This is a genomic window from Citricoccus nitrophenolicus, assembly GCF_047305825.1.
In the GTDB taxonomy this organism is placed as follows: domain Bacteria; phylum Actinomycetota; class Actinomycetes; order Actinomycetales; family Micrococcaceae; genus Citricoccus; species Citricoccus nitrophenolicus.
Genome location: NZ_CP063070.1, coordinates 3,140,931 through 3,167,247 on the forward strand (window position 1 = coordinate 3,140,931; position 26,317 = coordinate 3,167,247).

Below are 26,317 nucleotides of genomic sequence, written 5' to 3' on the forward strand. Positions count from 1 at the left end.
CATGGAGTGGATGATCGAGCCCTTCGCGCTGGGATTCCAGCAGCGAGCCCTCGTCGGTGGTCTCATCGCGGCGCTGATGTGCTCGGTGGTCGGGGTGTGGCTGGTGCTGCGCGGGATGAGCTTCTTCGGTGACGCATTCGTGCACGGAATCATCCCCGGGATCACCGCGTCCGTGCTGTTCGGGTTCTCCCCGTACCTCGGCGCCGCGGTGGCGGCCACAGCGATGGTGGGCGGGATGCAACTGGTCTACCGTACGACCACGCTCAAGGAGGACACCTCGATCGGCCTGCTGTTCGTGGGCATGATGGCCCTCGGCGTGGTGATGATCTCGACCTCCGACTCCTACACGGGATCCCTGACGGCCATCCTCTTCGGGGACACCTTGGGGGTCAGCTGGGCGGACATCCGCGTGCAGTCCATCATGGCCGTGGCCGTGGTGATCTTCGCCGTGGTGCTGTACCGGCCACTGATGGCCCTGTCCTTCTCCCCGTCCAAGGCCCGGTCGCTGGGGATGCACCCCCAGCTCACCCACGGCCTGCTGTTGGTGCTGATCGCCACCGCCGTGATCGGCAGCTTCCAGGCGGTGGGTACGCTGCTCGTGTTCGGCCTGCTGGTGGGGCCTCCGGCCACCGCCGCGCTGATCTCCCGCACGGTGCCCCAGATGTTCGTGTGGTCCCTGTCCATCGCGGCCTTCTCCGTGTGGTGCGGCCTCACCCTGAGCTTCCACGCCGGAACGGCCGGATCAGCCACCATGGCGCTCGTGCCGATCGTGCTGTTCTTCCTCGTCCTGACCGTGCGCAGTGTCCGCTCGTCGCGGGGCAGGCCGCGGACAGGGGCGAGTCCTTTGACGCAACCGCCGCAACCGCCCCGGCCGACGGGCCCGAACCAACCTTCCCCTCCGATCGGGCAGGTGTCCGCATGAGTGCCGGCAGTTTCGAGAACAGTCCCGTCAGCTGCCCCGCCGCCGCAGGGGCCGTCCTGGTCGAGGCCCGGGACCTGGTGCTGGCCTACGGCCACCAGGTCGCGCTGGAGGCCTCGTCGTTCCAAGTGCCCCTGGGCGGGGTCACGGCCGTCATCGGGCCCAACGGCTCCGGCAAGTCCACGTTGCTGCAGGCGATCGCGGGAGTGCTGGAGCCGGCGTCGGGCGCCCTGACGGTGCTGGGCGGATCAGTGCGCGAGAACCGGCAGCGGATCTCCTATGTGATGCAGTCCGTGGTCTTCCCCGTGGGGACGCCCATGACGGTGCGGGACGTGGTGCGCATGGGCCGGTACCCGGCCGCCGGCTGGCTGCGGCCGTTCTCCCGGGCCGACCGGTCCGCTGTGGCCGAGGCCATGGAACAGATGAAGGTCCATGACCTGGCAGGCCGCCACCTCGATGAGCTCTCCGGCGGCCAGCGCCAGCGCGTCTACGTGGCCCAGGGGCTGGCTCAGGGCCACGAGGTGCTGATGCTGGACGAGCCCATGACGGGGTTGGACCTCAACTCGGCACGGACCATCGACCGCATCATCCACGCCGAGACCACGCACGGGCATTCCGTGGTGCTGACCACGCATGACCTGGACGAGGCCCGCGCTGCCGACCACGTGATCCTGGTGAACGGCAGAGTGGTGTCCTCGGGCCCCCCCGAGAAGGTCATGACCAGGGCCAACCTGGAGGCCGTCTACGGGTTGGGCTCCCTGCACGGCCCTGGGCCGTCCCCGGGGGAATCGGGCGACGAGGTGCCCTTGCTGGTGGACCCTGACTGCACCGCGGAGGAACTTCAGGAACGGGAGCAGTCGGGGCAGATCCCGTAGATCTCCACGGTGTGCTCCACGGCCGTGAAATCGTGTTCCTGGGCGGTGCGGGCCGCCCAGGCCTCCACCGCAGGGGCCTCGATCTCCACTGCCCGGCCGCAGCGCCGGCACATGAGGTGGTGGTGGTGGGTCTGAGCGTCACACCGGCGGAACAGCGATTCGCCGTCATCCGGGTTGAGCACGTCCACGAGACCGTCCTGCTGCTGCTGCTGGAGGATGCGGTACACGGTGGCCAGGGAGACCTGTTCGCCGCGGTCCTTGAGGAGGGCGAAGAGCTCCTGGGCGCTGACGAAGTCCTCGCGCTCGTCCAGGACCCGGTTCACGGCAGTCTTCTGCCGGGTGGAGCGGCTTTTCACGGGTCCGGCGTTCATCGACTCGAGACTACCAGCGGGACGCGTGGATGCCGGGCGTCGGGGCAGCCCTTCCCCGTGGCTGCCCCGTGGCTGCCCCGTGAACGTCGGACGGTGGGCGGTCGAGGACGATCAGGGGCCTGACGTGGCGGCATGGTCCGGGATAGAGTGGACCGGTGCCTACCGAGATCGCCCTGACCAAGTTCGGCCACGCCTGTATCAGGTTGGAGAAGGCCGGGCGACGCCTGGTGATAGATCCCGGGAGCTTCACCGACGTCCCCGCGGCCCTCGAGGGAGCCGAGCACGTCCTCGTGACCCATGAGCACGCCGACCACCTGGACGAGGCACCCGTGCTGGACCACCTCGCCGCCGAGCCCACCGTGACGGTGCGGGCACCGGCCGCACCAGCGGCCCGACTGGCGGATGCTGCCGCGGAGGCCGGTCTGGACCCCGCGCGGATCATCGCCACCGGCCCCGGTGAGCAGTTCGAGACGGCGGGCTTCACCGTCCGCACCGTGGGCGGTCAGCACGCCGTGATCCACCCTCAGATCCCCGTGGTGGCCAACACCGGCTATGTGCTGGACGGCCTCGTCTACCACCCGGGGGACAGTTACATCGTTCCGCCCGGCCCGGCCCCGGACACCGTGCTGGTGCCGTTGAGCGCGCCGTGGAGCAAGCTGTCCGAGATGCTGGACTTCATCACCGCGGTGCGTGCCCGGCAGGTCATCCCGGTCCATGACGGGCTGCTCAACGGCCGTGGCCTGCCCATGTACCGCCGGCACGCCGAGACCTTCGCCGTGCGGTACGACTCCGTGCTGACGGTGCTCGGGGAGGGGGAGGGCACGTGGATCGGCTGATCGGCGAGACCCCGTCCGTGAAGGAGGCCACCCGGACCCCCGTGCTCGTCGATGTGGCGGTGCTCGCCGCCTGGCAGGACCAGCCGGGGCATCTGCCGGTGCGGGACGTGCGGGCCAGGGGTTTCGTGCCCGCACAGCCCGCGCCGGCTGCGGACACCCTCAAGGTCCTCGATGTCCGGTGGACGGCGTTGGGCGCCGGCAACGGCCATGAGGAATACCTGCGTGGCCACATCCCCGGGGCGGTGTACGTGAGCATGACCAGCCAACTCGCCGGCCATGACGGTCCTCGCGAGGGCCGGCACCCACTACCCGATCCGGCCCGGTTCGGGGACACCGTCCGGATGCTCGGCCTCAACGACGCGGACACGGTGGTGGTCTACGACGATGCCCACGGGACCTCCGCGGCGCGGGCCTGGTGGCTGCTGCGGCACGCCGGGATGGAGTCGGTCTACCTGCTCGACGGCGGCCTGTCCGCCTGGCGTGAGGCCAACCTCCCGCTCCAGGCCGGGGACGTCATCCCCCGTCCCGGAACGGCCCGGACCACGTGGGGACAGATGCCGGTGCTCGGCCTGGAGGAGGCGGCAGAGCTCCCCCATCACGGGCTGCTGTTGGACGCTCGGGCCGCGGAACGCTACCGCGGGGAGTCGGAGCCGCTGGACCCGCAGGCAGGGCACATCCCCGGGGCCGTCAACGCCCCGACCCTGGACAACGTGGACCACCACGGCCGCTTCCGCCCGGCCGAGGATCTCTGCGAGAGGTTCCAGCAGCTGGGCGCGCACTCTGCCGGTGCCGTGGGCGCCTACTGCGGCTCCGGCGTGAGCGCCGCGCACGAGATCGCCGCGCTGCAGGTGGCGGGCATCCCGGCGGCACTGTATCCGGGCTCGTGGTCGGCGTGGTCGAACACCCCGGGCCGGCCCGTCGCCACGGGAGATCGCCCGTGACGCCGGCCCCCCGTGGACCGATGCCGGTCCCGCGGGGCAGGATCGAGGCAGTACTCGCGCAGGACCGCTCACGCCCGTCAGGTCCATCAGCCCCATCAGACCGGCACCCGCCAGGAGGAGTCACCATGACCACCGTCTTCACCCGCATCATCAACGGGGAACTGCCCGGCCGCTTCGTCTGGAAGGACGAGACGTGCGTGGCGTTCCTGGCCATCGGACCGTTGACCCATGGCCACACCCTGGTGGTGCCGCGCGTCGAGGTGGACCTGTGGACGGAGGCCGAGCCTGCGCTGGTGTCCCACCTGATGCAGGTGGCCCAGTCCATCGGCACGGTCCAGGTGGAGGCCTTCGGGGCCCGGCGGGCCGGGCTGATGGTCGCCGGCTACGAGGTGCCTCACCTGCACGTGCACGTCTGGCCGTCCAATTCCCTGGAGGACTTCGACCTGGACCAGGTGGACAACCATCCCGAGCCGGAGGACCTCGACGAGGCGGCCGAGCGGATCCGCGCCGGGCTCCGGGTGGCGGGACACGCGGAGTTCGTGCCCGAGTCCTGAGGGCTTGGCCCGCCAGGCCCGGCTACGCCGCGGCCTTCAGCGCCTGGCGGACGCGCTTCTCTGAGACGGAGACCGCAGTCCCCAGGTCTTGGGCGAAATAACTGACGCGCAACTCCTCGATCAGCCAGCGCACCGCGTCCAGGGCGGGCGGGGTCTCCCGGCCGCTCGGCAGTGACTGCACGGCGGCATCGAAGGCGTCCTCCAGCTGCTGGACGACCGCCATGTCCCGGGCGTCCCGTTGGACCTGCCCGCCGGCCTGCAGCTTCTCGATGCGGCGCAGCATGCCCTGCAGGTACCGGGGCAGGTGCTGAAGGTGCACCCAGCCCGTGGCCGCGACGAAGCCGGGGAACACGAGCTGCTCCAGCTGCGCCTTGATGTCGTTCAGAGCCGGGGCCATGGCCAGCGAGACGGTGCCCTTGAGCTCCTTGCGGACCTGCGTGGCGCTGCCGAGCACCTGCGCCACCAGGGCCGTGACGGTGAAGACCGTCTCGATGAGCTCCGCCCGCACCGTGGTGAACAGTGCGCGGAACTCCGCCTCCGTGAACGGCAGGGCCTCGGGCACCAGCCGGTCCACGGCCGCCCGGGTACAGTCGGCGATCACCTCCTCCACCGAGCCGTGCGGGTTCTGCGTGAACGTCAGCTTCTCCCGCTGGTCCAGGTGGTCCAGGACGTAGCGCCGCGGGCTGGGGACCTGGGCCAGCAGCAGGTTCACGACGCCGGCCCGGTGCGCGGACTGTTGGTCCGCCTCGGTGCGGAACACCGTCAACCCCGCGGCCGGGGTGCCGTCCGGGGTGGTCTCGGCCGTCAGGGCCGGGTAGCCGGTGATCTGCTGGGTCCCGGTGCCGGCGGTGACGCGTGCGTCCACGGTGCGGGGCAGGTCCCCGACCGACCAGTCCGTCAGCCCGTGGCGCTCGGCGAACGCCGCGACCGCCGGGTCGGGCTGTTCCCGCTCCTGCGGGGTGCCCGAGGCGATGGACTCGGGGGAGGACACGCCGGCTGCGGTCTCCGGCTGGTCCTGGCGGTTGCCGTCCTGTGCGGCACGGGCCAGGGAGTCGGCGATCGCCGATCGGTTCGCCCCGGCCAGCCGGTCCTGCAGGGCTGCGAGGTCCTGCCCGGCGCCCATCACGGCCCCCCGGGCGTCCACCACGCGGTAGTCCGGCACCAGGTGCGCCGGGACCGAGGACAGGTCCCAGGACCCCGGCGGGACGAGCACCCCCTTCATCCGGCGCAGGGCCAGTTCGAGGGAGGGCAGCAGATCATCCGTGGAGGGGTCGGCCTCCTGCGCCAATTGCTCGACGGCGGCGCGCGCCACGTCCGGGGCCGGCACGAAGTTCTTGCGCACGGCCTTCGGCAGCGAGCGGATCAGGGCCGTGACCAGCTCCCCCCGAAGCCCCGGGACGAGCCAGCGGAATCGCTCCGGGTCCATCTGGTTCAGCATCAGTACCGGAATGGTGACGGTGATGCCGTCGGACTCCCCGGCCCCGGCCGCCGGGTTGTAGTCATAGGACAGCTCGAGGTCGATCCCCCCGCCGGGGGTGGGGTGGTGGAACACCGTGGGGAACTGGTCCGTGTCCAGCTCCTCGGTGTCCACGGCCAGCAGGGACTGCGGGTCGAAGTCGAGCAGGTCCGGGGACTTCTGCCGGGTCTTCTTCCACCAGGAGTCGAAATGCCGTTCGGAGACCACCGTGGCGGGAAGCCGGGCATCGTAGAACTCGAAAAGGTCCTGGTCCGAGACGCGCAGGTCACGGCGGCGCAACCGGGTCTCGAGGTCCTCCACCTCGGCCAGGGCCCGGCGGTTGCGGGCGAAGAAGTGGTGCCGGGTCTTCCAATCGCCCTCCACCAGGGCGTGGCGGATGAACAGCTCCCGGGACAGTACGGGATCGATCCGCCAGAACTGCACCGGGCGGTCCGCCACGAGGGTGAGGCCGAAGAGCGTGACCTTCTCCCGGGCCACCACCGATCCGGAGCCGCGGGACCAGTGGGGCTCGTTGTAGGTTCGCTTGGCGAGGGGCCCTGCGGCGTCCACGGCCCACAGCGGATCGATCCTGGCCACCATGCGGGCCCACAGACGGGACGTCTCCACCAGTTCGGCGGCCATCACGAACGCGTGCCGCTTCTTGGACAGCGCCGAGCCGGGGAACACCGCGAAGCGCGTGTTGCGCGCGCCCTGGTAGTCACGCCGGCGCTCGTCCCACGCACCCACGTGGGACAGCAGACCTGTCAACAGGGAGCGGTGGACCGGTTCGTGCTGACCCACCGGGTCCACCGGCCCGGCGGACACCGAGATGCCCAGGGGCTTGGCGAGCTGGCGCAGCTGCTGGACCAGGTCCTGCCACTCCCGCACCCGCAGGTAGTTGATGTACTCGGCGCGGCACATCCGGCGGAACTGGTTCCCGGAGAGCTCCTTCTGCTGCTCACGCAGGTACGCCCACAGGTTGAGCAGGGTGGAGAAGTCCGAGTTCTCGTCCTTGAACCGTGCATGCTGCTCGTCCGCCTGGGCCCGCTGCTCCGTGGGGCGCTCGCGAGGGTCTTGGATGGTCAGCGCGGCCGTCAGGACCATGACCTCCCGGACGCAACCGCGCTCCCCGGCCTCCACGATCATCCGGCCCAGGCGCGGGTCCACGGGCAGCCGCGCCAGCTTCCGTCCGATCGGGGTGATGGTGCCCTGCCGATGCACGCGGCCCTTCTCGTCCGGGCGGCCCGAGTTCAGGGCGCCGAGCTCGGTGAGCAGGGTGGCGCCGTCGGTGACCTGCCGGGAGTCCGGCGGCTGCAGGAAGGGGAAGTCGCCGACGTCGGCCGGGGTGCGGGCCACGCCCATGGAACACATCTGCAGGATGACGGCGGCGAGGTTGGTGCGCAGGATCTCGGGGTCGGTGAACTCCGGGCGGCCGGCGAAGTCCTCCTCCGAGTACAGCCGGATCGCGATCCCGTCCGAGGTGCGCCCCGCGCGACCCGCCCGCTGGTTGGCGCTGGCCTGGCTGATGCGCTCGATCGGCAACCGCTGCACCTTGGTGCGATGCGAGTACCGGGAGATGCGCGCCGTGCCAGTGTCGATCACGTACTTGATCCCGGGCACGGTCAGCGAGGTCTCGGCCACGTTGGTGGCCAGCACGATGCGCCGCTTCCGCCCCGGGGAGAAGACCCGGTGTTGCTCGGCCATGGACAACCGGCCGTACAGCGGCAGGATCTCCGCGTCGCCCAGCCGCCGGTTGGCCGCGACGCGAGGGGCCAGCGCCTCGGCGGCGTCCCGGATCTCGCGCTCGCCGGAGAAGAACACCAGGATGTCCCCGTCGGGCTCCCGGGCGAGTTCGTCCACGGCATCGCAGACGGCGTCCACCGGGTCCCGGGTCTCTTCGGCGTCGTGGGTGTCCCCGGCCTCGTCCTCCGAGTCATCTGCCGCACGCGGTGCATCCAGCGGCCGGTAGCGGATCTCCACCGGGTAGGTGCGGCCGGACACCTCGATGACGGGGGCGGGGACGGCGCCGTCCACCGCTTCGGTGTGCTCCTCGCCCTCAGCGAGGGGCCGGGCGAAGTGTGCCGCGAAGGACTCCGGGTCGATCGTGGCGGAGGTGATGATGATGCGCAGGTCGGGGCGCTGCGGGACGAGCCGGGCGAGGTAGCCGAGCAGGAAGTCGATGTTGAGGCTGCGCTCATGGGCCTCATCGATGATGATGGCCGCGTACCGACTCAACTGGGGGTCGTGCTGGATCTCGGCGAGCAGGATGCCGTCCGTCATGACCTTGACCCGGGTCGCTGCCGACGTCTGGGCCGTGAACCGGACCTGGTAGCCGACGTCCGCGCCGATCTCCGTGCCCATCTCGTGGGCGATCCGCTCGGCCACCGACCGGGCCGCGAGGCGGCGCGGCTGGGTGTGCCCGATCATCTTCGCCCCATCCAGCACGCCCTGCTGAGCCAGCTCGAGGAGCATCTTGGGCAGCTGGGTGGTCTTGCCCGATCCGGTCTCCCCGGCGACGATCACGATCTGGTGCTCCCGGACGGTGTCCATGATGGTGTGCCGCTCGGCGGACACCGGCAGTTGGGGCGGGTACTCCAGGCGGATCGGGGAGGTGGGAACGGTGGCTGGAGCGGAGGCGGGAACGGAGGCATCGGGCATGGCACCGGCCAGTCTACGGGGATCGGCGTCACCGCTCTCCATGGACGGGAGGGCGGGGGAGCAGACGAGGGAGGACGGGAACGGGGTCCAGGCCCTCTGCCGTGGACGAATCCGTTCCCGAAGACCGTTCTGGCGGACATCGAGTCCAGAATCAGGGTCCGTGGGTGGCCCAACGCGCCGCACGGGTCCCGTGTGGCGGCCGACACGTCTATCGTGGGATACCGTCGTACTCCGGATCATCCCCGCACCGGCGCATCCGCGTCCAGCCGGGGTACGCGGTGGTGAAAGGACCAACATCATGCTCGCCAGTCAGAGAACCCGTACCAGGCTGCGCGGGGGCGCACTGCTTTCCGTGGCCGCGCTCGCCCTGACCGCCTGCGGCGGCTCCGAGTCCGGCGGCGGTTCGGACGCCTCCGGCGGAGACGCCGCCTCCGAGTCCTACTCCATCGGCGTCTCACAGCTGGTGTCCCACCCGTCCCTGGACGCGGCCCTGGACGGGTTCGAGTCCGGGCTGGAGGACTCCGGGCTGGACGTGACCCTGGATGTCCAGAACGCCCAGGGAGAGCAGGCCACAGCCAATACCATCGCCGGCACCTTCGCCTCGGGGGACCACGATCTCGTGCTGGCCATCGCCACCCCGGCCGCCCAGGCCGCCGCGCAGGCCGTCACGAACGTCCCGGTGCTGTTCACCGCCGTGACCGATCCTGAGAGCGCCCAGCTGGTCGCGTCCAATGACGCCCCCGGGGGCAACGTCACGGGCACCTCGGACGCCAATCCCGTTGAGGAGCAGCTGGCGCTGCTGACCGAGTTGGACCCGGACGCCGAGCGGATCGGCATCGTGTACTCCTCCGGAGAGGCCAACTCCGAGGTCCAGGTCGAATGGGCCAAGGAGGCCGCCGAAGAGTTGGGACTGGAGATCGTGGAGGCCACCGTCTCCAACTCCTCGGAGGTGCAACAGGCCGCGAACTCGCTCTCCGATGTCGACGCCATCTACGTCCCCACCGACAACGCCGTGGTGACGGCCCTGGAGACCCTGATCGGGGTGGCCCAGGACCGCCAGATCCCGCTGATCCCCGCCGAGGGCGACTCGGTGGAACGAGGCGGCGTGGCCACTTACGGCATCAGCTACGAGAAGCTCGGCATGCAGACCGCCGAGATGGCCGTCAGGATCCTGACCGAGGACGCCGACCCGGCCTCCATGCCGGTCGAGACATTGGCCGAGCCCGAACTGTTCGTGAACCCCGAGGCCGCTGAGTCCATGGGCGTGGAGATCCCGCAGTCCGTCCTGGACGAGGCGGACCACGTGGTGGGCGGGGAGTAGTCGCCCACCCATGACTACCGCCATCGAACTGGGCATGGTCTACGCGATCATGGCCCTGGGGGTCTACGTGACCTTCCGCATCCTCGACTTCCCGGACCTGACGGTGGACGGATCGTTCACCACGGGGGCCGCTGTGGCCGCCATCTCGATCACGAACGGGGTGGACCCGTTCCTCACGTTCCTGATGGCCTTCGTCGCGGGGTTCCTGGCGGGTGTCATCACCGGTCTGCTGCACACCAAGGGACGTATCAACGGCCTGCTGGCGGGCATCCTGACCCAGATCGCGCTGTACTCGATCAACCTGCGCATCATGGCCGGTCCCAACATCCCCCTGCTGGGGGAGGAGACCGCACTGACCCCGCTCAAGTCAGCCGGTCTGATGGGCGGGGCCGGCTCCATCGGCATCTTCGCCGCCGTGGCCATCCTGCTGGGCCTGGCCCTGGTGTGGTTCCTGCACACGGACCTCGGCCTGGCCCTGCAGGCCACCGGGGACAACGAGAAGATGATCCGCTCCTACGGGGTCAACACGGACAACCAGAAGATTCTGGGCCTGGCGCTGTCCAACGGTCTGGTCGGCCTGTGTGGCGCCGTGGTGGCCCAGTACCAGGGCTTCGCGGACATCGGCATGGGCATCGGGCTCATCATCGCCGGCCTGGCCTCCGTGATCCTCGGCCAGGCGATCATCGGTACGCGCACCATCCTCGTGGCCGTCCTGGCGGTCGTCCTCGGCTCCGTGCTCTACCGCGTGGCCATCCAGCTGGCCCTCATGGCGGGCCTGGACCCGAACGACATGAAGCTCATCTCGGCGGTTCTCGTGGTCATCGCGCTGGTCGTGCCCCAGCTGCCGATCTTCCAGCGCCGGAAGGCGTTGCTCAGCCGAGCCGATCCGGCCGGTGCGGCTGCCGCGGGGGCTGAGGCGCCGCCGTCGTCCGCCACCGCCGAATCCGCGGCCGCAACCTCGGCAGGAGGGGACCGCTGATGCTGACGCTGACCCAGGTCAACAAGACGTTCTTCCCCGGCACCGTCAATGAGCGGCGTGCCCTGCGGGGCATCGACCTGAACCTGGCCGAGGGTGACTTCGTCACGGTCATCGGATCCAACGGGGCCGGCAAGTCCACGGTGCTCAATGTGGTGTCCGGCGACCTGTCCCCGGACTCCGGAACCGTCACGATCGATGGCCGCAACGTCACCCGCGTCCCGGACCACCGGCGGGCCTCGCTGGTGGGCCGCGTCTTCCAGGACCCCATGGCGGGCACCGCGCCGCACCTGTCCATCGAGGAGAACATGGCGATCGCGGACCGGCGCGGTGCCGCGCGGCTGTTCGGCCGGGGGGTGACGGCTGCCAAGCGCCGCCGGTTCTCCGCGGAGCTTGCCGTGCTGGAGCTGGGACTGGAGGACCGCCTCAAGGCCAAGGTCGGACTCCTCTCGGGCGGCCAGCGGCAGGCCCTGAGCCTGCTGATGGCCACCTTCTCGGAGCCGCGGATCCTGTTGCTGGACGAGCACACGGCGGCCCTCGACCCCCAGCGGGCCGAGCTCGTGACGCGCCTGACCGAGCAGATCGTCAGCGAGAAGGGGCTCACCACCGTGATGGTCACCCACAACATGGAACAAGCGCTGCGGGTGGGCAACCGACTGGTGATGATGCACGACGGGCAGATCATCCTGGACCTGGACGAGGAGCAGAAGCGCGGCAAGACGGTACGTGACCTGCTGGGCGAGTTCGAGAAGATCAAGGGCGCCACCCTGGACGACAAGACACTGCTGCAGTAGGAGAACAGATGGACACGACCTTCACGCTCATCGCCATCCTGCTGTACTTCGCGGTGATGCTGGCCATCGGCTTCTACGCCTCCCGGAAGAACAACGACCTGGACGACTACATGTTGGCGGGCCGCCGGCTGCCGCCCTTCGTCGCGGCCCTGTCCGCCGGCGCATCGGACATGTCCGGCTGGCTGCTGTTGGGCCTGCCGGGCGCGGTCTATGCGTCCGGCCTGGTGGAGGCCTGGATCGCCGTCGGGCTCACCATCGGCGCCTGGCTGAACTGGAAGTTCATCGCGCCGCGGCTGCGTGCCTACACGGAGGTCGCCCGGAACTCCATCACCATTCCCTCCTTCCTCGAGAACCGGTTCCGGGACAGGAGTCACCTGTTGCGGATCGTGGCCGGCGCCATCGTGCTGGTCTACTTCACCTTCTACGTCTCCTCCGGCATGGTGGCCGGCGGCAAGTTCTTCGACTCCTCCTTCGGCTCCACCTATTTGGTGGGCATGCTCCTGGTCGCCGGGGTCACCCTGGTCTACACGCTGTTCGGTGGCTTCCTCGGCGCCTCGCTGACGGACGTGGTCCAGGGCCTGCTCATGATGGCGGCCCTGATCGCGGTCCCGGTGGTGGCCATCATGAACATCGGCGGATGGAACGAGTTGGTCGGGTCCATCCAGGCCGCAGACACCGCTCTGGGTGAGGGCGGGAACCGGCTGTCCTTCTTCGCCAACGCCACCTGGGTCGGAATCGTCTCCGCACTGGCCTGGGGGTTGGGCTACTTCGGCCAGCCCCACATCATCGTCCGATTCATGGCGCTGCGCTCCGCACAGGACGCCGTGGCCGGCCGCCGGATCGGCGTGGCCTGGATGGCGCTGTGCGCCGTGGGGGCTGTGCTGACGGCCCTGGCGGGCATCGCCTACTTCCACGCGCATCCGGACCTGACCCTGAACGATCCCGAGACCGTGTTCCTGGTGCTCGCCCAGATCCTGTTCCACCCCCTCGTGGCCGGCCTGGTGCTGGCCGCAGTGCTGGCGGCCGTCATGTCCACGATCTCCTCCCAGCTCATCGTGTGCTCCTCCGCCCTCGTGCAGGACCTCTACAAGCTCTTCGGCCGCAGGGCCAGCGCCCGGACGGAACTGTGGCTGGGACGCGGCGGCGTCATCTTCGTGGCCGCGATCTCGATCGTCATCGCCTTGGACCCCGAGGCCAGCGTCCTGGAGCTCGTGGCCTTCGCCTGGGCCGGGTTCGGTGCCTCCTTCGGCCCGATCGTGATCCTGGCCCTGTTCTGGAAGGGGTTCAACAACTGGGGCGCGCTGTCCTCCCTCGTGGTGGGCGCCGTGATCGTGTTCTGGTGGGGGAACATGCCGGACGAGGCGTGGGGCGGCATGTTCACCCTGTACGAGATCGTGCCCGGCTTCGTTCTGGCCACCATCATCGGGACCGTGGTCTCCTTGGCGACGCAGCGTCCACGGGACGCGGCGTCCGCCGAGATGACCGCTGAGATCAGCGCCGAGTTCGATGAGGCCGTGGCCGTGGCGAAGGGCAAGGAGTACGTGGAGCGGGTCCACTGACCCGGCCGCGTGAGCGCATGGACGAGTTGACGGCACACCGCTGGGGATCTGACGCTCCCGGGCAGCCCTGGCTGCGTTTTGAGGCCGACGGCGGACTCCACGGTTCCGACGGGTGCAACCGGCTCAGTGGACGGTGGATCCTGACAGGGGACCGGCTCGAGTTCGGACGTCTCGTCTCCACCATGATGTTCTGCCGGGACGTGGACACCTGGCTGCTCGGCGCGGCCTCGGCCCACCGGGAGTCGGACGCAGCCGGCGAACGGTTGCGCATCCGCAACGCCGCGGGCGAGGAGCTTGGGGTGCTGCTGCGGCAGGACGCCGGAGGCGGGCCCCGCTCAGCCGCGTGAGGACACCCTGCCCAGGGCCCGGCGGGGCAGCCGCTTGGCGGCGGCCGGCCGGAGACGGTGACGCCAATCACTCGATACCCGTAGTATCGGGTAATGCCCTCGGATGCCAATCCCACGTTGACCCTGTTCCGCCGCATGGCCCGCCTCCCCGGGGGTCACCGCCTCTTCACGGCCGCCTTCACGCGCCGCGCACCCTACTTCGGCTCCGCTCACCTGCAGGTACGGGCCATGGAGCCGCACTACGGTGAGGTGCACGTGCCGTTGCGGAGGTCCACGCGGAACCACATCGGGACCCTGCATGTCATGGCGGTCTGCAACGGACTGGAGGCTGCCATGGGGCTGCTGGCGGAGGCCACGGTGCCGCCGGGGATGCGGTGGCTGCCCAAGGGCATGGAGGTCGAATACCTCGCCAAGGCACCTGGGGATGTCATCTGCGTGGCGGAGAGCACCACGCCGGACTGGGATGGGGCACCGGACGTCCCGGTGACGGTCACGGGGTCCACTGAGGACGGGACGGTGTGTGTGCGGGGGACGATCCGGCTGTGGGTCACGCCGGTGAAGCCGAGGTGACAGGAGGAGAGGCGGCCGTGGGATCTGAAGATCTCAGATCACGTTCCCGAGAAAAGTGTGCCCCCGGCAGGATTCGAACCTGCGACCTTCTGCTCCGGAGGCAGACGCTCTATCCCCTGAGCTACGGAGGCGGGGGTCCATTGACCGGCGGGCCGATCGGGACTTCACAACCCTACCCCATGGTCGGGCCCGCCGGAAAACCGGCGGGCCGGTGCCGGCGGTGGGACCGGTGGTGGGAGCTGTCCGGCGGGAGGTGCCGGACACGGTGACCGGCGGGCGCCCGCGGAAACATTAGACTGGGTCGGGTGACCCCCGAAGACCTCTCCTCTGCCCTGACCGCATGCCTGCAGGACGCCGTCGATTCCGGCGAGATCACGGTGGAGGTTCCCCCTGCCGTGAAGGTGGAGCGGCCCAAGAACCGTGAGCATGGAGACTGGGCCACCAACGTGGCCATGCAGCTGGGCAGGCAGGCCGGGATGGCCCCGCGTGACCTGGCCTCGGTGCTGGCCGGGCACCTGCGCCGCACCCCCGGCATCGCCGGCGTGGACGTCGCCGGGCCGGGATTCCTGAACATCACCCTGGATGCCGCGGCCGCCGGCGAGCTGGCCCGCACCGTGGTGGAGGCAGGCGCCGCCTATGGCACGAACACGGCGCTGGCCGGGCACGTGGTGAACATGGAGTTCGTCTCCGCCAACCCCACCGGGCCGCTGCACATCGGCCACACCCGCTGGGCCGCCCTCGGGGATGCCATCTCCCGGTTGCTGCGTGCCTCCGGGGCCGAACTCACGGCCGAGTACTACATCAATGACGCCGGCCACCAGATGGACGTTTTCGCCCAATCCGTCTACAACCGGTTGCACGGCTTGCCCGTGCCGGAGGGCGGGTACCCCGGCGAGTACATCCAGGAGTTGGCCCGCCAGGTCTCCACGGACCATCCGGACCTCAAGGCCCTCACCGAGGAGGCCGCGCTCCCGATCATCCGGGAGTCTGCCTACGAACTGCAGATGCGGGACATCCGGGACACCCTGGGGGCCTTCGGCGTGCACTTCGACGTCTGGTTCTCGGAGCGGCAGCTGCACGCCTCCGGTGCCATCGAGGCCGCGGTGCAGCGCCTGCGCGAACAGGGCCACATCGAGGACCGGGACGGCGCCGTCTGGCTGCGCACCACGGACTTCGGTGATGACAAGGACCGGGTGCTGATCCGGGCGAACGGAGAGCCGACCTATTTCGCGGCCGACGCGGCCTACTACCTGTCCAAGAAGGACCGTGGCTTCACCGAGAAGATCTACCTGCTGGGCGCCGACCACCATGGCTACGTGGGCCGCCTGAAGGCCATCGCCGCCTGCGCCGGGGACGATCCGCAGCACAACATCGAGGTGCTCATCGGCCAGCTCATCTCCGTCAACGGGGCCAAGCTGTCCAAGCGCGCCGGCAACATCATCGAGCTCAAGGACCTGGTGGAGTGGCTCGGCGCGGACGCCCTGCGCTACTCCCTGGCGAGGTATCCGGCGGATTCGCCGATCACCATCGACCCGCAGATCCTGACCTCCAGGACCAATGACAACCCGGTCTTCTACGTGCAGTACGCCCATGCCCGGACCCAGGGGGCGTCACGTACAGCCGAGGCGGCCGGCGTGGACCGCTCCGCCTTCGATGCCTCCCTGCTCACGCACCCGACCGAATCGGACCTGCTGGCCCGGCTGGGGGAGTTCCCCTCGGTCGTGGCGCAGGCGGCCCAGTTCCGCGAGCCCCACCGGGTGGCCCGCCACCTCGAGGTCATCGCCGGTGCCTACCACTCCTGGTACGCCGCCTGCCGGATCGTGCCGGCGGCCACGGACGAGGGTGTCGGGGAGATCACGGACACGAACCGCACCCGGCTGTGGTTGAACGGGGCCACCGCCCAGGTGCTCGCCAACGGACTCGACCTGCTGGGCGTCAGCGCCCCGGAACGGATGTGACTGTGACTGCCTCGACCTCCAGTGCCTCCCCGCTGGCCCCGGAGTGGCTGGAGTACCCGGCGGACCCGAACGCTCTGGTCACCAAGCTCTGGGCCTCCGGCGTGCAGAGGGGCGACGACGGCCAGATCGCCGTCCAGGGCCTCGGCGTCTCCCAGCTCGCCCAGGACCACGGCACGCCGCTGCTGGTGCTGGACGAGGATGACTTCCGCGCGCGCGCCCGAGCCTTCCGGGACGCCTTCAACGAGGCCTTCGCGGACCTCTGCGGGGGAGTGGACGTCTACTACGCGGGCAAGTCCTTCCTGTGCACCGCGGCCGCCCGTTGGGTCGCCGAGGAGGGGCTGCGCCTCGACACCGCCTCCGGCGGGGAGCTGGCTGCCGCGCTGCGGGCCGGCGTGGACCCCGCGCACATCGGGCTGCATGGCAACAACAAGTCCGACGCCGAGATGTGCCGCGCCCTGGACGCGGGGGTGGGCCGGATCGTCGTGGACTCCCTCGACGAGCTGGACCGGCTCGCCGAACTGGCTGCCGAGGCCGGGACCGTGGCGCCGGTCATGCTGCGCCTGACCCCGGGTGTGCACGCCCACACCCACGAGTTCATCGCCACGGCGCACGAGGACCAGAAGTTCGGTCTCTCCATGTCCGGGAGCCTGGCGGGACAGGCCGGCCAGGCCGTCGCTCGGGCCCTGGCCGCGGAGTCCATCGACCTGCGCGGGCTGCACTGCCACATCGGCTCCCAGATCTTCGAGGCTGAGGGCTTCGGCGTGGCCGCCCGGAAGCTGCTGGGCTTCCTCGCCGAGATCGATGCCGAACACGGCGTCGCCCTCGAGGAACTGGACCTGGGCGGTGGGCACGGGATCGCCTACACGGCCGTGGACACCCCCCGGCCCCCGGCGGACATCGCCACCACGCTGGCGTCCGTGGTGCGGGCCGCGTGCGTGGAACTCAGGATGGACTGCCCCCGGATCTCGATCGAGCCGGGACGCGCCATCTCCGGGCCGGCGGCGTTCACCCTCTACGAGGCCGGCGTGCGCAAGACCGTGACGGTGGACGGTCCCGACGGCGAGACCCACCCCCGGCGCTACGTCTCCGTGGACGGCGGCATGAGTGACAACCCACGGCCGGTGCTCTATGAGGCGGACTACTCCGTGGCGCTGGCCTCCCGCACCTCCTCGTCCCAGGCCGTGCTCTCCCGAGTGGTCGGCAAGCACTGCGAGTCCGGGGACGTCCTGGTCAGGGACGCCTATCTGCCCGAGGACGTGGGCCGCGGGGACCTACTGGCGGTACCGGCCACTGGCGCGTACTGTCACTCGCTGTCCAGCAACTACAACATGCTCACCCGGCCGGCCGTCGTCGCCGTGCGGGACGGAACGGCCCGGGTCATCATCAGGCGGGAGACCGAGGATGAGCTCTTCGCCCGCGAGACCGGCCTGTAGAGACCGGGTTGTGGAAACCGGGTTGTAGAGACCAGGCCGAAGTCAACACACTGCCGGAAACGCACTGCACCATCCGGGCGGTAGAGTCCGGCCAGAACCGCAGCACCAGAACCATCGGAGGACCATGACCGCCACCACCCCGGCCGCCCGCGAGGCCTCACAGCAGGCCCCACAGCAGGCCTCACCGCAGGCACTGAAGATCGCCCTGCTCGGTGCCGGCACCGTCGGCGCACAAGTGGCCCGCATCCTCACGGAGGACGCGGAGATGCTGGCGTCCCGGGTGGGCGCCCGTCTCGAGTTGGCCGGCGTCTTCGTCCGGAACCCGGACGGTGCCCGGGACTACCAGTTGCCCCGGGAGCTCTACACCACGGACGCCGAGGCGCTGGTGGACTCCGCGGACATCGTGGTGGAGCTGATGGGCGGCATCGAACCGGCCAAGACGCTCATCGAGCGGGCCATCGCCCGCGGCTCAGCCGTGGTCACCGGCAACAAGGCCCTGCTGGCCCAGAACGGCTCGGAGCTGTTCCAGGCAGCCGCGGAGGCCGGGACGCAGCTCTCCTTCGAGGCCTCGGTGGCCGGGGCCATCCCGATCCTGCGGCCGCTGCGGGACTCCCTGGCCGGGGACACCGTCACGCGGGTGATGGGTATCGCCAACGGCACCACGAACTACATCCTGGACCAGATGGACTCCACGGGCGCCGCCTTCGACGACGCGCTGGCCGAGGCCCAGTCCCTGGGCTTCGCCGAGTCCGATCCGACGGCCGACATCGAAGGTCATGATGCCGCGGCCAAGGCCGCCATCCTCGCCAACATGGCCTTCCACGCACCGTTCCGGATCGATGAGGTCCATTGCGAGGGCATCACCCGGATCACGGCGGCGGACAATGAGGCGGCCGCCGAGGCCGGCTACGTCATCAAGCTGCTGGCGATCGCCGAGCGCATCACCGCCGGTGACGGAACGGCAGGCGCCGTGTTGCGCGTCCATCCGACCCTGCTGCCCCGTGAGCATCCCCTGGCAGCCGTGCGCGGAGCCTTCAACGCCGTCTTCGTGGAGGCGGAGAACGCCGGCGAGCTGATGTTCTACGGCCCCGGTGCCGGCGGTGCCCCGACGGCCAGTGCGGTCATGGGGGACGTGGTCTCCATCTCCCGCCGCCTGGTCCGTGGCGGTGCGGGACGGACCCATACTCCGAAGTCCGTGGTGCCGGCCCTGCCCGTGGGGGAGGCGCGCACGAGCTACATGGTGGTGCTGCGGGTGGCGGACCGTCCCGGCGTGCTGGCCGCGATCGCCTCCTCGGTGGCGGAGCATGGCGTCTCGATCGTCTCCATGCGTCAGGTCCCGCTGTCCGAGGATGACCTCGTGGCCGAGGAATCCGAGGAGGAGTACACCGACGAGGCGCCGGAGTCGGTGCTGCGGATCATCACGCATGAGGCCAAGGAGCAGGATCTGGCGGCCACCGTGGCCGCCCTCGAGCAACTGGACGCGGTCACCGAAGTGGTTTCGGTCCTGCGAGTCGAAGGGAACTGAACACCATGGCACATCAATGGCGCGGGGTCATCCGCGAGTATGCCGACCGTCTGCCCGTCAGCGAGAAGACCCGGGTGGTGACGCTCGGCGAGGGCGGGACCCCGCTGATCGAGGCCCCCGCGCTGTCCGAGCTCGTCCAGGGCGAGGTCTGGGTCAAGTTCGAGGGCATGAACCCCACCGGCTCCTTCAAGGACCGCGGTATGACCATGGCCATCACGGCCGCCGTGGAGCAGGGCGCGAAGGCCGTGGTCTGCGCCTCCACCGGCAACACCTCCGCCTCCGCCGCCGCCTACGCCACACAGGCCGGCCTGACCTGCGCGGTGCTGGTTCCGGACGGCAAGATCGCCATGGGCAAGCTGTCCCAGGCCATCGCCCACGGCGCCACCCTGCTCCAGGTGGACGGCAATTTCGACAACTGCCTCGACGTGGCCCGCAAGCTCAGTGAGAACTACCCGGTGTTCCTGGTGAACTCCGTGAACCCCAACCGGATCGAGGGCCAGAAGACCGGCGCCTTCGAAGTGGTGGACGCCCTCGGAGACGCCCCGGACTACCACCTGCTGCCCGTGGGCAACGCCGGCAACATCACGGCCTACTGGAAGGGCTACCGCGAGTACGCCGAGCCCTACACGAATCCGCACCCCGGCGCGGCCGGCGGTGAGCTGCCCGCCGTGGCCACGAGGACCCCTGCCATGTGGGGCTTCCAGGCCGCAGGGGCCGCGCCGATCGTGCAGGGCCACCCCATCACCGAGCCGGACACCATCGCCACCGCCATCCGGATCGGCAACCCCGCCTCCTGGGAGCAGGCGGAGGCCGCACGGGACGACTCCGGGGGCCTGATCGACTCGGTGACGGACGAGGAGATCCTGGCGGCCCACCGCTGGCTGTCCGCCAAGGAGGGCGTGTTCGTGGAGCCGGCCTCCGCGGCCGGAGTCGCGGGCTTGATCAAACACCACGGTCTCGGCAACGTGCCGGCCGGCAAGCGGTGGGTCATCACCGTGACGGGTCACGGCCTGAAGGACCCGCAGTGGGCGCTGCGCAATGCCGACGGCTCGGACGTGGAGCCGCAGAAGGTGCCGTTCGACGTCGTCTCCGTGGCCGACGCCCTCGGACTCGCCTGATGGAGGAGGGGCTGAACCGGGTCCCTTCCGGGCTGACCGTCACGGTGTCCGTCCCGGCGACCTCCGCCAATCTGGGGCCCGGCTTCGACTCCATGGGCCTCGCGCTCGATCTGCGGGACGAGGTGTCCGTGACCACCCTCGAGGAGGGCTTCACGGCCCAGGTGGACGGTGAGGGGGCCGGTGTGGTGCCGACTGACGGCTCGCATCTGGTCATCAGCACCCTGCGCGCGCACCTGCAGGAACGCGGCTGGGACGTCCACGGCCTCGCCCTCACCGCGACCAATCGGATTCCGCACGGCCGCGGCCTCGGCTCCTCGGCCGCGGCCCACGCCAGCGCCGTCCTGTTGGCCGATGCCCTCCTGCCGGAGGGTGAACGCGGTTCCGACGCCGAGCTGCTGGATGCCGCCTCGAGGCTGGAGGGACATCCGGACAACGTGGCCCCTGCCCTCGCGGGGGGCCTGACGGTGTCCTGGGACGACGACGGCCGGTACCGTTCGGCCTACATCCGCCCGCATTCCTCGGTGCAGCCGGTGGTGGCGGTACCGGAGTCTCCCCTCAGCACCGAGCTGGCGCGCGGCCTGCTGCCGGCCCAGGTGCCACACCGGGTGGCCGCAGCGAACTCCGGCCGCGCCGGACTGCTGGTGCATTCCCTGACGCAGGACCCGTCCCTCCTGTTGCCGGGGACCCGGGACTGGTTGCACCAGGACTATCGTGAGCCCGCCATGCCGGAGTCGCTCGCCCTGGTGCGGGCTCTGCGCGAGCGGGGCCTGGCCGCCGTGGTCTCCGGCGCCGGGCCGACCGTCATGGTCCTGGCGGCGGGTGAGGAGCAGACCCAGGCCGCGCGTTCTGCCATGGAGTCCCTGCTGGCGCCCTCCGCACAATCGTGGCGTGTCAGCATTCTGCCCGTTGACGCCGTGGGTGCTAAGGTGAAGGAACACCGTTCAGGCCAGCCCATCTCGGGCTGATGCTGACCGGGATCCACTCAGAATCGAGGATCCCGTGGTCGGTGGGAATCCAGGCTCCTCGAGGACCAACACGGTCCCCAGGGCTCCGGCCTGTCGTGGCTCCTCGGATTCCATTTCCCCGGATCGTCTCTGATCCGGTATCAAACCCCGGCTTTCAGCCACCTGCTGAGGTGGCGGCGGGAACACACGTCGCGGGATCCCTCCAGTTGGATCCTGCCTGACGAGGGAGAAGGAACCTTCGTGACCGAAACCACTGAACTGCCCACGTCTTCCGAGGGCAATTCCAACCAGGCCCCAGCCGAGGCTGCGGCCCCGGCCGCCGGCGGCCTGGCTGGCCTGAAGCTCGCCCAGCTGCAGGCCCTGGCCTCCCAGCTCGGCATCACCGGGGGATCCCGGATGCGCAAGTCCGATCTGGTGGCCGCCATCTCCAGCCACCAGCGTGGCGGCTCCGTCGCCGATCGCAAGACGGCCGAGGACAAGGCCGGAGCGGAATCGTCCGCCCCGGGCCAGGAGTCAGGCGCCAAGGCCGCGCCGAAGCGGGGCACTCGCCGGGCCAAGGCCGCAGCAGCACCCGCTGAGCAGCAGGCCGATCAGCCGCAGGCGGATCAGCAGCAGCCTGTGCAGCCGGCGGAGCAGGCCCAGTCCGGGCAGGCCTCGACGGGCGCCGAGGCCCCGGAGCGTCCGGCTCGCCGGACGCGTAGCCGCCGTGCGGAGTCGCCGGCTGCGAATGCGGAGTCCACTGCGGAGCAGTCCGGCACTGCCGCCGAGGGCGGCTCGGCACAGGACGGATCCCCGTCCGAGGGACAGCAGGATCGCTCCTCCGCCCGCAATGACCGGAACAATGACCGCAACGACCGCGGGAACCGGAACAACGAGCGGAACAATGACCGCAACGACCGCGGGAACCGGAACAACGAGCGGAACAATGACCGCAACGATCGCGGGAACCGGAACAATGAGCGGAACAATGACCGCAACGACCGGTCGAGCGACCGCCAGCAGGACGGCGATCAGCAGTCCGGCGGCCAGCGCAACGACCGCAGCGGCAACCGGGACAATGACCGGAACAACAACCGGGATGACGACAGCCGCCGGAACCGTCGCAACCGCAACCGCAACGACCGCAACCGCAACCGCCGTGGTCGCAGTGGTCCCGAGGTGGACGAGACGGAGCTGACCGAGGATGACGTGCTGCTGCCCGTCGCGGGCATCCTGGACGTCCTGGACAACTACGCCTTCGTGCGGACCTCCGGCTACCTGCCGGGACCGAACGACGTCTATGTCTCCCTGTCCATGGTCAAGAAGTACGGACTGCGCAAGGGCGACGCCGTCGTCGGTGCCATCCGGGCCCCGCGTGACGGTGAGAGCCAGAACAACAGCGGTGGCAACCAGGGTGGGAACCGGCAGAAGTTCAACGCGCTGGTGCGCCTGAACTCGATCAACGGCCTGCCGGCGGAGGACGGCACGAAGCGCACGAAGTTCAGCGATCTCGTGCCGCTGTACCCGCAGGAGCGGTTGCGCCTGGAGACCGACCCCAAGCTGGTCGGCCCGCGCGTGATCGACCTGGTGGCCCCGATCGGCAAGGGCCAGCGTGGCCTGATCGTCTCCCCGCCGAAGGCCGGCAAGACGATGATCCTGCAGTCCATCGCCAACGCCGTCACCACCAACAACCCCGAGGTGCACCTCATGATGGTGCTGGTGGACGAGCGTCCGGAGGAGGTCACGGACATGCAGCGCTCGGTCAAGGGTGAGGTCATCGCCTCCACCTTCGACCGTCCTGCCGATGACCACACCACGGTGGCCGAACTGGCCATCGAGCGTGCCAAGCGCCTCGTGGAGATGGGCCGGGACGTGGTGGTCCTGCTCGACTCGATGACCCGCCTGGGCCGCGCCTACAACCTCGCGGCTCCCGCTTCGGGGCGCATCCTGTCCGGCGGTGTGGACTCCTCGGCGCTGTACCCGCCGAAGCGGTTCTTCGGCGCCGCCCGCAACATCGAGAACGGCGGTTCGCTGACCATCCTCGCCACCGCCCTGGTGGAGACCGGGTCCAAGATGGACGAGGTCATCTTCGAGGAGTTCAAGGGCACCGGCAACATGGAGCTGCGCCTGTCCCGTCAGCTGGCGGACAAGCGGATCTTCCCGGCCGTGGACGTCAACGCCTCCGGCACGCGCCGCGAGGAGAACCTGCTGACCTCCGAGGAGATCAAGATCATGTGGAAGCTGCGCAGGGTGCTGTCCGGCCTCGACACGCAGCAGGCGCTGGAGATCCTGACGAACAAGATCAAGGACACCCAGTCCAACGCCGAGTTTCTCATGCTGGTCTCCAAGACCACGCTGGGTCCGAAGGGCGAGAAGTAGCGCATCAGCAACGGCCCCCGTCCCTCCTCCCTCCGCCTTGCCGGAGGACCCTGGAGGGGCGGGGGCCTCAGCCATTGTGAGAGCTGCCGAGAGCGCCACGGGGGTCGCCGGCACCGAGAGAGGGAACACCACCATGTTCGAGTCCGTGCAGGAATTGCTGGACGAACACCGCGAGCTGACCGAGCGCCTGGCTGACCCCGCGGTGCATCAGGATCCGGTGCTCGCCCGCAGGCTCGGCCGGCGCTTCGCCGAGCTGGGGGCCATCGTGGCGGCGCACCAGGCCTGGAGCCGTGCCGTGGCCGATGCAGCGGATGCCGCCGAACTGGCCGAGGAGGACGCGGACTTCGCCGCCGAGCTGCCCGCCCTGCAGGCCACCGCCGAACAGTCCGAGGAGAAGCTGCGCCGGCTGCTCATTCCCCGTGACCCGGCCGACGCCCGGGACGCGATCCTGGAGATCAAGGGAGGCGAGGGCGGCGAAGAGGCCGCACTGTTCGCCGGTGACCTGCTCCGGATGTACGTGCGCTTCGCCGAGTCCAAGGGCTGGAAGACCGAGATCCTCTCCACCACCGAGTCCGACCTCGGCGGCTACAAGGACGTCCAGGTGGCCATCAAGGGCAAGTCCACCGACCCGGCGGAGGGTGTGTACGCCCACCTGAAGTTCGAGGGCGGCGTCCACCGCGTGCAACGCGTCCCCGTCACCGAGTCCCAGGGCCGGATCCATACCTCGGCCGCCGGAGTGCTCGTCTTCCCGGAGGTGGATGCCCCGGAGGAGGTGGAGATCTCCGCCAACGACCTCAAGATCGATGTGTACCGGTCCTCCGGCCCGGGCGGTCAGTCCGTGAACACCACCGACTCCGCAGTGCGCATCACCCACCTGCCCACCGGGATCGTGGTGGCCATGCAGAACGAGAAGTCGCAGATCCAGAACCGGGAGGCCGGAATGCGCGTACTGCGCTCGAGGATCCTGGCCCACCAACAGGAACAGCTCGACGCCGAGAACGCGGCGGTGCGGCACTCCCAGGTCCGCACCATGGACCGCTCCGAGCGCATCCGCACGTACAACTACCCGGAGAACCGGATCGCCGACCACCGCACGGGGTACAAGGCCTACAACCTGGACGCTGTGCTGGACGGTGAGCTGGGCCCCGTCCTGCAGTCGTGCATCGAGATGGATGAGGCACACCGACTGGAGGCGCTCGGCCAGCATGACTGACAACGCCGATCCCCACACCCTGGAATCCCTGCTGCGCTCCACCACGGAGTTGCTGCGGGCCGCGGACGTCGACTCGCCCCGCGCTGACGCGGAGACCCTGGCCTCCCACGTCCTCGGGGCCAGCCGCGGCGAGATCACGGCCTGGGCGGTCTCCGGCCGCCGCATCGATCCCGTGCAGTCGGTGGACCTGCGCCGCCTCGCCATCTCCCGCTCCACCCGGACCCCGCTGCAGTACCTCACCGGCACCACCACCTTCCGGACCACGGACCTGGAGGTGGGGCACGGGGTGTTCCTGCCCCGGCCGGAGACCGAGGTGGTGGCCGGGGCCGCCATCGAGGCGGCGCGCGCCGTGCAGCATTCCGCCGGCCGGCCCCTCGTCGTGGACCTGTGCACCGGTTCCGGGGCCATCGCCGCCTCGGTGGCCCGAGAGGTGCCAGGCGCCACCGTGCACGCGGTGGAGTCCGATCCCGAGGCGGCGTGGTGGGCCGCAGCGAACCTGGACCCCCTGGGCGTCACCCTCCATGTGGACGACGCGGCGAGCGCGGTGCCGGAACTGGACGGCAGCGCCGACGTGGTGGTCTCGAATCCGCCCTACGTGCCGGACGGCCGGATTCCGGCTCAGGCAGAGGCCCGCCGAGACCCCGAACGCGCCATGTATGGCGGGGGAGCGGACGGGATGCGGGTCCCGACGCTGGTGTCCGCGTCCGCAGCACGGCTGCTGCGCCCCGGCGGGACCTTCGTGATGGAACATGACGAGACGCAGGAGGAGCTCGTGACCCGGCTGCTGCGGCACGGCGCCGAGGAGATCGGCCTGGCCGCCGGGCTCTTCGCCGGGATCGAGACCCGGACCGATCTCACTGGGCGGCCGCGCTACACGGTGGCCGTGCGCACTGATGGGAGAATGATCCGGTGAGCCTGCTGATCGACTGCACCACTGAATCCGGAATGGACCGCGGCCTCGAGGCCGCCCGCACGGCGTTGGCCAGGCATGACTGCGTGGTACTGCCCACGGACACCGTCTATGGCATCGGCGCCGATGCCTTCTCGCCGCAGGCCGTGGCCGTGCTGCTGGCCGCCAAGGGACGCGGCCGGGCCATGCCGCCGCCCGTGCTGATCGGTGGCACCGCGGTCATGGACGGGCTGGCCTCGGACATCCCGGCGGCCGCCCGCGAGCTGGCTGAGGAGTTCTGGCCCGGGGCCCTCACCCTGATCCTGACCGCCCAGCCCTCGCTGGCCTGGGACCTGGGGGAGACCCGCGGCACTGTCGCGCTGCGCGTCCCGGATGACCAGGTGGCCCGCGAATTGCTGCAGGAGGTCGGCCCGCTGGCCGTCTCCAGCGCGAACCGCACGGGACAGCCGGCGGCGACGACGGCCGGGGCCGCCCGTGAGATGCTCGGCGAGTCGGTGGCCGTATACCTCGACGACGGGGACCGGACCACCTGGGAGCCGTCCACGATCATCGACTGCACCGTCTCGCCCTTCCGGGTGGTCCGCCGCGGCGCCCTGGGCTTCGAGGAACTGGCCGCGGTGGTGCCGGACCTGGTGGAGACTCCCACCGCGGGGTGAGGGC

Annotated in this window: 22 protein-coding genes and 1 tRNA gene; 20 read left to right on the forward strand and 3 right to left on the reverse strand. The window is 70.0% G+C overall.

Annotation, left to right across the window (positions count from 1 at the left end; all coding sequences use genetic code 11):
* Position 1: 1 nt before the first annotated feature.
* The gene (locus tag IMT31_RS14280) at positions 2 to 922 is read left to right on the forward strand and encodes a metal ABC transporter permease (RefSeq protein WP_413543193.1); all 921 of its coding nucleotides are present in this window, start codon (positions 2 to 4) and stop codon (positions 920 to 922) included.
* Complete coding sequence (locus tag IMT31_RS14285) at positions 919 to 1,794, forward strand: metal ABC transporter ATP-binding protein (protein WP_413543194.1); 876 nt, start codon at positions 919 to 921, stop codon at positions 1,792 to 1,794. Before IMT31_RS14280 ends, IMT31_RS14285 begins: the two co-directional genes overlap by 4 nt.
* Here the strand turns inward: IMT31_RS14285 and IMT31_RS14290 are convergent.
* Complete coding sequence (locus tag IMT31_RS14290) at positions 1,761 to 2,165, reverse strand: Fur family transcriptional regulator (protein ID WP_345358877.1); 405 nt, start codon at positions 2,163 to 2,165, stop codon at positions 1,761 to 1,763. The genes IMT31_RS14285 and IMT31_RS14290 overlap by 34 nt on opposite strands.
* Positions 2,166 to 2,320: 155 nt before the next feature.
* On the opposite strand from IMT31_RS14290, the gene IMT31_RS14295 reads away from it, so the two are divergent.
* The 3 genes from IMT31_RS14295 to IMT31_RS14305 all read left to right on the forward strand — a co-directional run bounded on the left by IMT31_RS14295 (position 2,321) and on the right by IMT31_RS14305 (position 4,496).
* The gene (locus tag IMT31_RS14295; RefSeq protein WP_413543195.1) at positions 2,321 to 3,001 is read left to right on the forward strand and encodes an MBL fold metallo-hydrolase; all 681 of its coding nucleotides are present in this window, start codon (positions 2,321 to 2,323) and stop codon (positions 2,999 to 3,001) included.
* Positions 2,989 to 3,942 carry a sulfurtransferase gene (locus tag IMT31_RS14300; protein ID WP_413543196.1) on the forward strand — a complete coding sequence of 318 codons (954 nt, stop codon included), beginning with the start codon at positions 2,989 to 2,991 and terminating at the stop codon, positions 3,940 to 3,942. Before IMT31_RS14295 ends, IMT31_RS14300 begins: the two co-directional genes overlap by 13 nt.
* Before the next feature lie 125 nt (positions 3,943 to 4,067).
* Positions 4,068 to 4,496, forward strand: coding sequence for an HIT family protein (locus tag IMT31_RS14305; RefSeq protein ID WP_345358886.1), 429 nt, complete (start codon positions 4,068 to 4,070; stop codon positions 4,494 to 4,496).
* 22 nt (positions 4,497 to 4,518) lie between these two features.
* On the opposite strand, the gene hrpA is transcribed toward IMT31_RS14305, so the two are convergent.
* Positions 4,519 to 8,610, reverse strand: coding sequence for an ATP-dependent RNA helicase HrpA (gene hrpA / locus IMT31_RS14310; RefSeq protein ID WP_413543197.1), 4,092 nt, complete (start codon positions 8,608 to 8,610; stop codon positions 4,519 to 4,521).
* Between the two features lie 298 nt (positions 8,611 to 8,908).
* Here hrpA and IMT31_RS14315 point away from each other — a divergent pair, with 298 nt between their 5' ends.
* The 6 genes from IMT31_RS14315 to IMT31_RS14340 all read left to right on the forward strand — a co-directional run bounded on the left by IMT31_RS14315 (position 8,909) and on the right by IMT31_RS14340 (position 14,177).
* Positions 8,909 to 9,931: an ABC transporter substrate-binding protein gene (locus IMT31_RS14315; RefSeq protein ID WP_345358894.1), complete on the forward strand. Its 1,023-nt coding sequence runs from the start codon at positions 8,909 to 8,911 to the stop codon at positions 9,929 to 9,931.
* Positions 9,932 to 9,941: 10 nt separating this feature from the next.
* The gene (locus tag IMT31_RS14320) at positions 9,942 to 10,910 is read left to right on the forward strand and encodes an ABC transporter permease (protein WP_413543198.1); all 969 of its coding nucleotides are present in this window, start codon (positions 9,942 to 9,944) and stop codon (positions 10,908 to 10,910) included.
* Positions 10,910 to 11,701 (forward strand): ABC transporter ATP-binding protein, encoded by a 792-nt coding sequence (locus IMT31_RS14325; RefSeq protein ID WP_413543199.1) that lies wholly within the window; start codon positions 10,910 to 10,912, stop codon positions 11,699 to 11,701. Before IMT31_RS14320 ends, IMT31_RS14325 begins: the two co-directional genes overlap by 1 nt.
* Before the next feature lie 8 nt (positions 11,702 to 11,709).
* Positions 11,710 to 13,260, forward strand: a complete 1,551-nt coding sequence (gene putP / locus IMT31_RS14330) for a sodium/proline symporter PutP (protein ID WP_413543200.1) — start codon at positions 11,710 to 11,712, stop codon at positions 13,258 to 13,260.
* Between the two features lie 17 nt (positions 13,261 to 13,277).
* Positions 13,278 to 13,607, forward strand: a complete 330-nt coding sequence (locus tag IMT31_RS14335; RefSeq protein ID WP_345358906.1) for an META domain-containing protein — start codon at positions 13,278 to 13,280, stop codon at positions 13,605 to 13,607.
* A gap of 93 nt (positions 13,608 to 13,700) precedes the next feature.
* On the forward strand, positions 13,701 to 14,177 hold the full coding sequence (locus IMT31_RS14340) for a hotdog fold domain-containing protein (protein WP_345358909.1): 477 nt from the start codon (positions 13,701 to 13,703) through the stop codon (positions 14,175 to 14,177).
* A gap of 58 nt (positions 14,178 to 14,235) precedes the next feature.
* Here IMT31_RS14340 and IMT31_RS14345 read toward each other — a convergent pair.
* A tRNA-Arg gene (locus tag IMT31_RS14345) sits at positions 14,236 to 14,308 on the reverse strand.
* Positions 14,309 to 14,482: 174 nt separating this feature from the next.
* Here IMT31_RS14345 and argS point away from each other — a divergent pair.
* The 9 genes from argS to IMT31_RS14390 all read left to right on the forward strand — a co-directional run bounded on the left by argS (position 14,483) and on the right by IMT31_RS14390 (position 26,313).
* Complete coding sequence (gene argS, locus IMT31_RS14350) at positions 14,483 to 16,135, forward strand: arginine--tRNA ligase (protein ID WP_413543201.1); 1,653 nt, start codon at positions 14,483 to 14,485, stop codon at positions 16,133 to 16,135.
* Positions 16,136 to 16,137: 2 nt separating this feature from the next.
* Positions 16,138 to 17,568 (forward strand): diaminopimelate decarboxylase, encoded by a 1,431-nt coding sequence (gene lysA / locus IMT31_RS14355; protein WP_413543202.1) that lies wholly within the window; start codon positions 16,138 to 16,140, stop codon positions 17,566 to 17,568.
* 124 nt (positions 17,569 to 17,692) lie between these two features.
* Positions 17,693 to 19,093 (forward strand): homoserine dehydrogenase, encoded by a 1,401-nt coding sequence (locus IMT31_RS14360; protein WP_413543203.1) that lies wholly within the window; start codon positions 17,693 to 17,695, stop codon positions 19,091 to 19,093.
* Positions 19,094 to 19,098: 5 nt separating this feature from the next.
* Entirely contained in the window at positions 19,099 to 20,211 is a 1,113-nt protein-coding gene (gene thrC / locus IMT31_RS14365; RefSeq protein WP_345358921.1) for a threonine synthase, read from the forward strand.
* Positions 20,211 to 21,176: a homoserine kinase gene (thrB, locus tag IMT31_RS14370; protein ID WP_345358924.1), complete on the forward strand. Its 966-nt coding sequence runs from the start codon at positions 20,211 to 20,213 to the stop codon at positions 21,174 to 21,176. The genes thrC and thrB overlap by 1 nt, the downstream gene beginning before the upstream one ends.
* A 240-nt stretch (positions 21,177 to 21,416) precedes the next feature.
* Positions 21,417 to 23,534 (forward strand): transcription termination factor Rho, encoded by a 2,118-nt coding sequence (rho, locus tag IMT31_RS14375; protein ID WP_413543204.1) that lies wholly within the window; start codon positions 21,417 to 21,419, stop codon positions 23,532 to 23,534.
* 133 nt (positions 23,535 to 23,667) lie between these two features.
* A complete protein-coding gene (gene prfA / locus IMT31_RS14380) occupies positions 23,668 to 24,747 on the forward strand; it encodes a peptide chain release factor 1 (RefSeq protein WP_413543205.1) in 1,080 nt (359 codons plus the stop codon).
* Positions 24,740 to 25,660 (forward strand): N5-glutamine methyltransferase family protein, encoded by a 921-nt coding sequence (locus IMT31_RS14385; protein ID WP_413543206.1) that lies wholly within the window; start codon positions 24,740 to 24,742, stop codon positions 25,658 to 25,660. Before prfA ends, IMT31_RS14385 begins: the two co-directional genes overlap by 8 nt.
* Positions 25,657 to 26,313, forward strand: a complete 657-nt coding sequence (locus IMT31_RS14390; protein WP_378109351.1) for an L-threonylcarbamoyladenylate synthase — start codon at positions 25,657 to 25,659, stop codon at positions 26,311 to 26,313. Before IMT31_RS14385 ends, IMT31_RS14390 begins: the two co-directional genes overlap by 4 nt.
* The last annotated feature ends 4 nt before the right edge of the window (positions 26,314 to 26,317 follow it).

Excerpts from the sequence above, each read along its gene's own strand:
- IMT31_RS14305 (WP_345358886.1), top strand. The coding sequence starts at position 4,068 with ATGACCACCGTCTTCACCCGCATCATCAACGGGGAACTGCCCGGCCGC.
- IMT31_RS14280 (WP_413543193.1), top strand. The coding sequence starts at position 2 with ATGGAGTGGATGATCGAGCCCTTCGCGCTGGGATTCCAGCAGCGAGCC.
- thrC (WP_345358921.1), top strand. The coding sequence starts at position 19,099 with ATGGCACATCAATGGCGCGGGGTCATCCGCGAGTATGCCGACCGTCTG.
- IMT31_RS14325 (WP_413543199.1), top strand. The coding sequence starts at position 10,910 with ATGCTGACGCTGACCCAGGTCAACAAGACGTTCTTCCCCGGCACCGTC.
- thrB (WP_345358924.1), top strand. The coding sequence starts at position 20,211 with ATGGAGGAGGGGCTGAACCGGGTCCCTTCCGGGCTGACCGTCACGGTG.
- IMT31_RS14285 (WP_413543194.1), top strand. The coding sequence starts at position 919 with ATGAGTGCCGGCAGTTTCGAGAACAGTCCCGTCAGCTGCCCCGCCGCC.
- IMT31_RS14360 (WP_413543203.1), top strand. The coding sequence starts at position 17,693 with ATGACCGCCACCACCCCGGCCGCCCGCGAGGCCTCACAGCAGGCCCCA.
- IMT31_RS14315 (WP_345358894.1), top strand. The coding sequence starts at position 8,909 with ATGCTCGCCAGTCAGAGAACCCGTACCAGGCTGCGCGGGGGCGCACTG.
- IMT31_RS14290 (WP_345358877.1), bottom strand. The coding sequence starts at position 2,165 with ATGAACGCCGGACCCGTGAAAAGCCGCTCCACCCGGCAGAAGACTGCC.
- IMT31_RS14335 (WP_345358906.1), top strand. The coding sequence starts at position 13,278 with ATGGACGAGTTGACGGCACACCGCTGGGGATCTGACGCTCCCGGGCAG.
- IMT31_RS14340 (WP_345358909.1), top strand. The coding sequence starts at position 13,701 with ATGCCCTCGGATGCCAATCCCACGTTGACCCTGTTCCGCCGCATGGCC.
- putP (WP_413543200.1), top strand. The coding sequence starts at position 11,710 with ATGGACACGACCTTCACGCTCATCGCCATCCTGCTGTACTTCGCGGTG.
- IMT31_RS14385 (WP_413543206.1), top strand. The coding sequence starts at position 24,740 with ATGACTGACAACGCCGATCCCCACACCCTGGAATCCCTGCTGCGCTCC.
- IMT31_RS14320 (WP_413543198.1), top strand. The coding sequence starts at position 9,942 with ATGACTACCGCCATCGAACTGGGCATGGTCTACGCGATCATGGCCCTG.
- prfA (WP_413543205.1), top strand. The coding sequence starts at position 23,668 with ATGTTCGAGTCCGTGCAGGAATTGCTGGACGAACACCGCGAGCTGACC.
- hrpA (WP_413543197.1), bottom strand. The coding sequence starts at position 8,610 with ATGCCCGATGCCTCCGTTCCCGCCTCCGCTCCAGCCACCGTTCCCACC.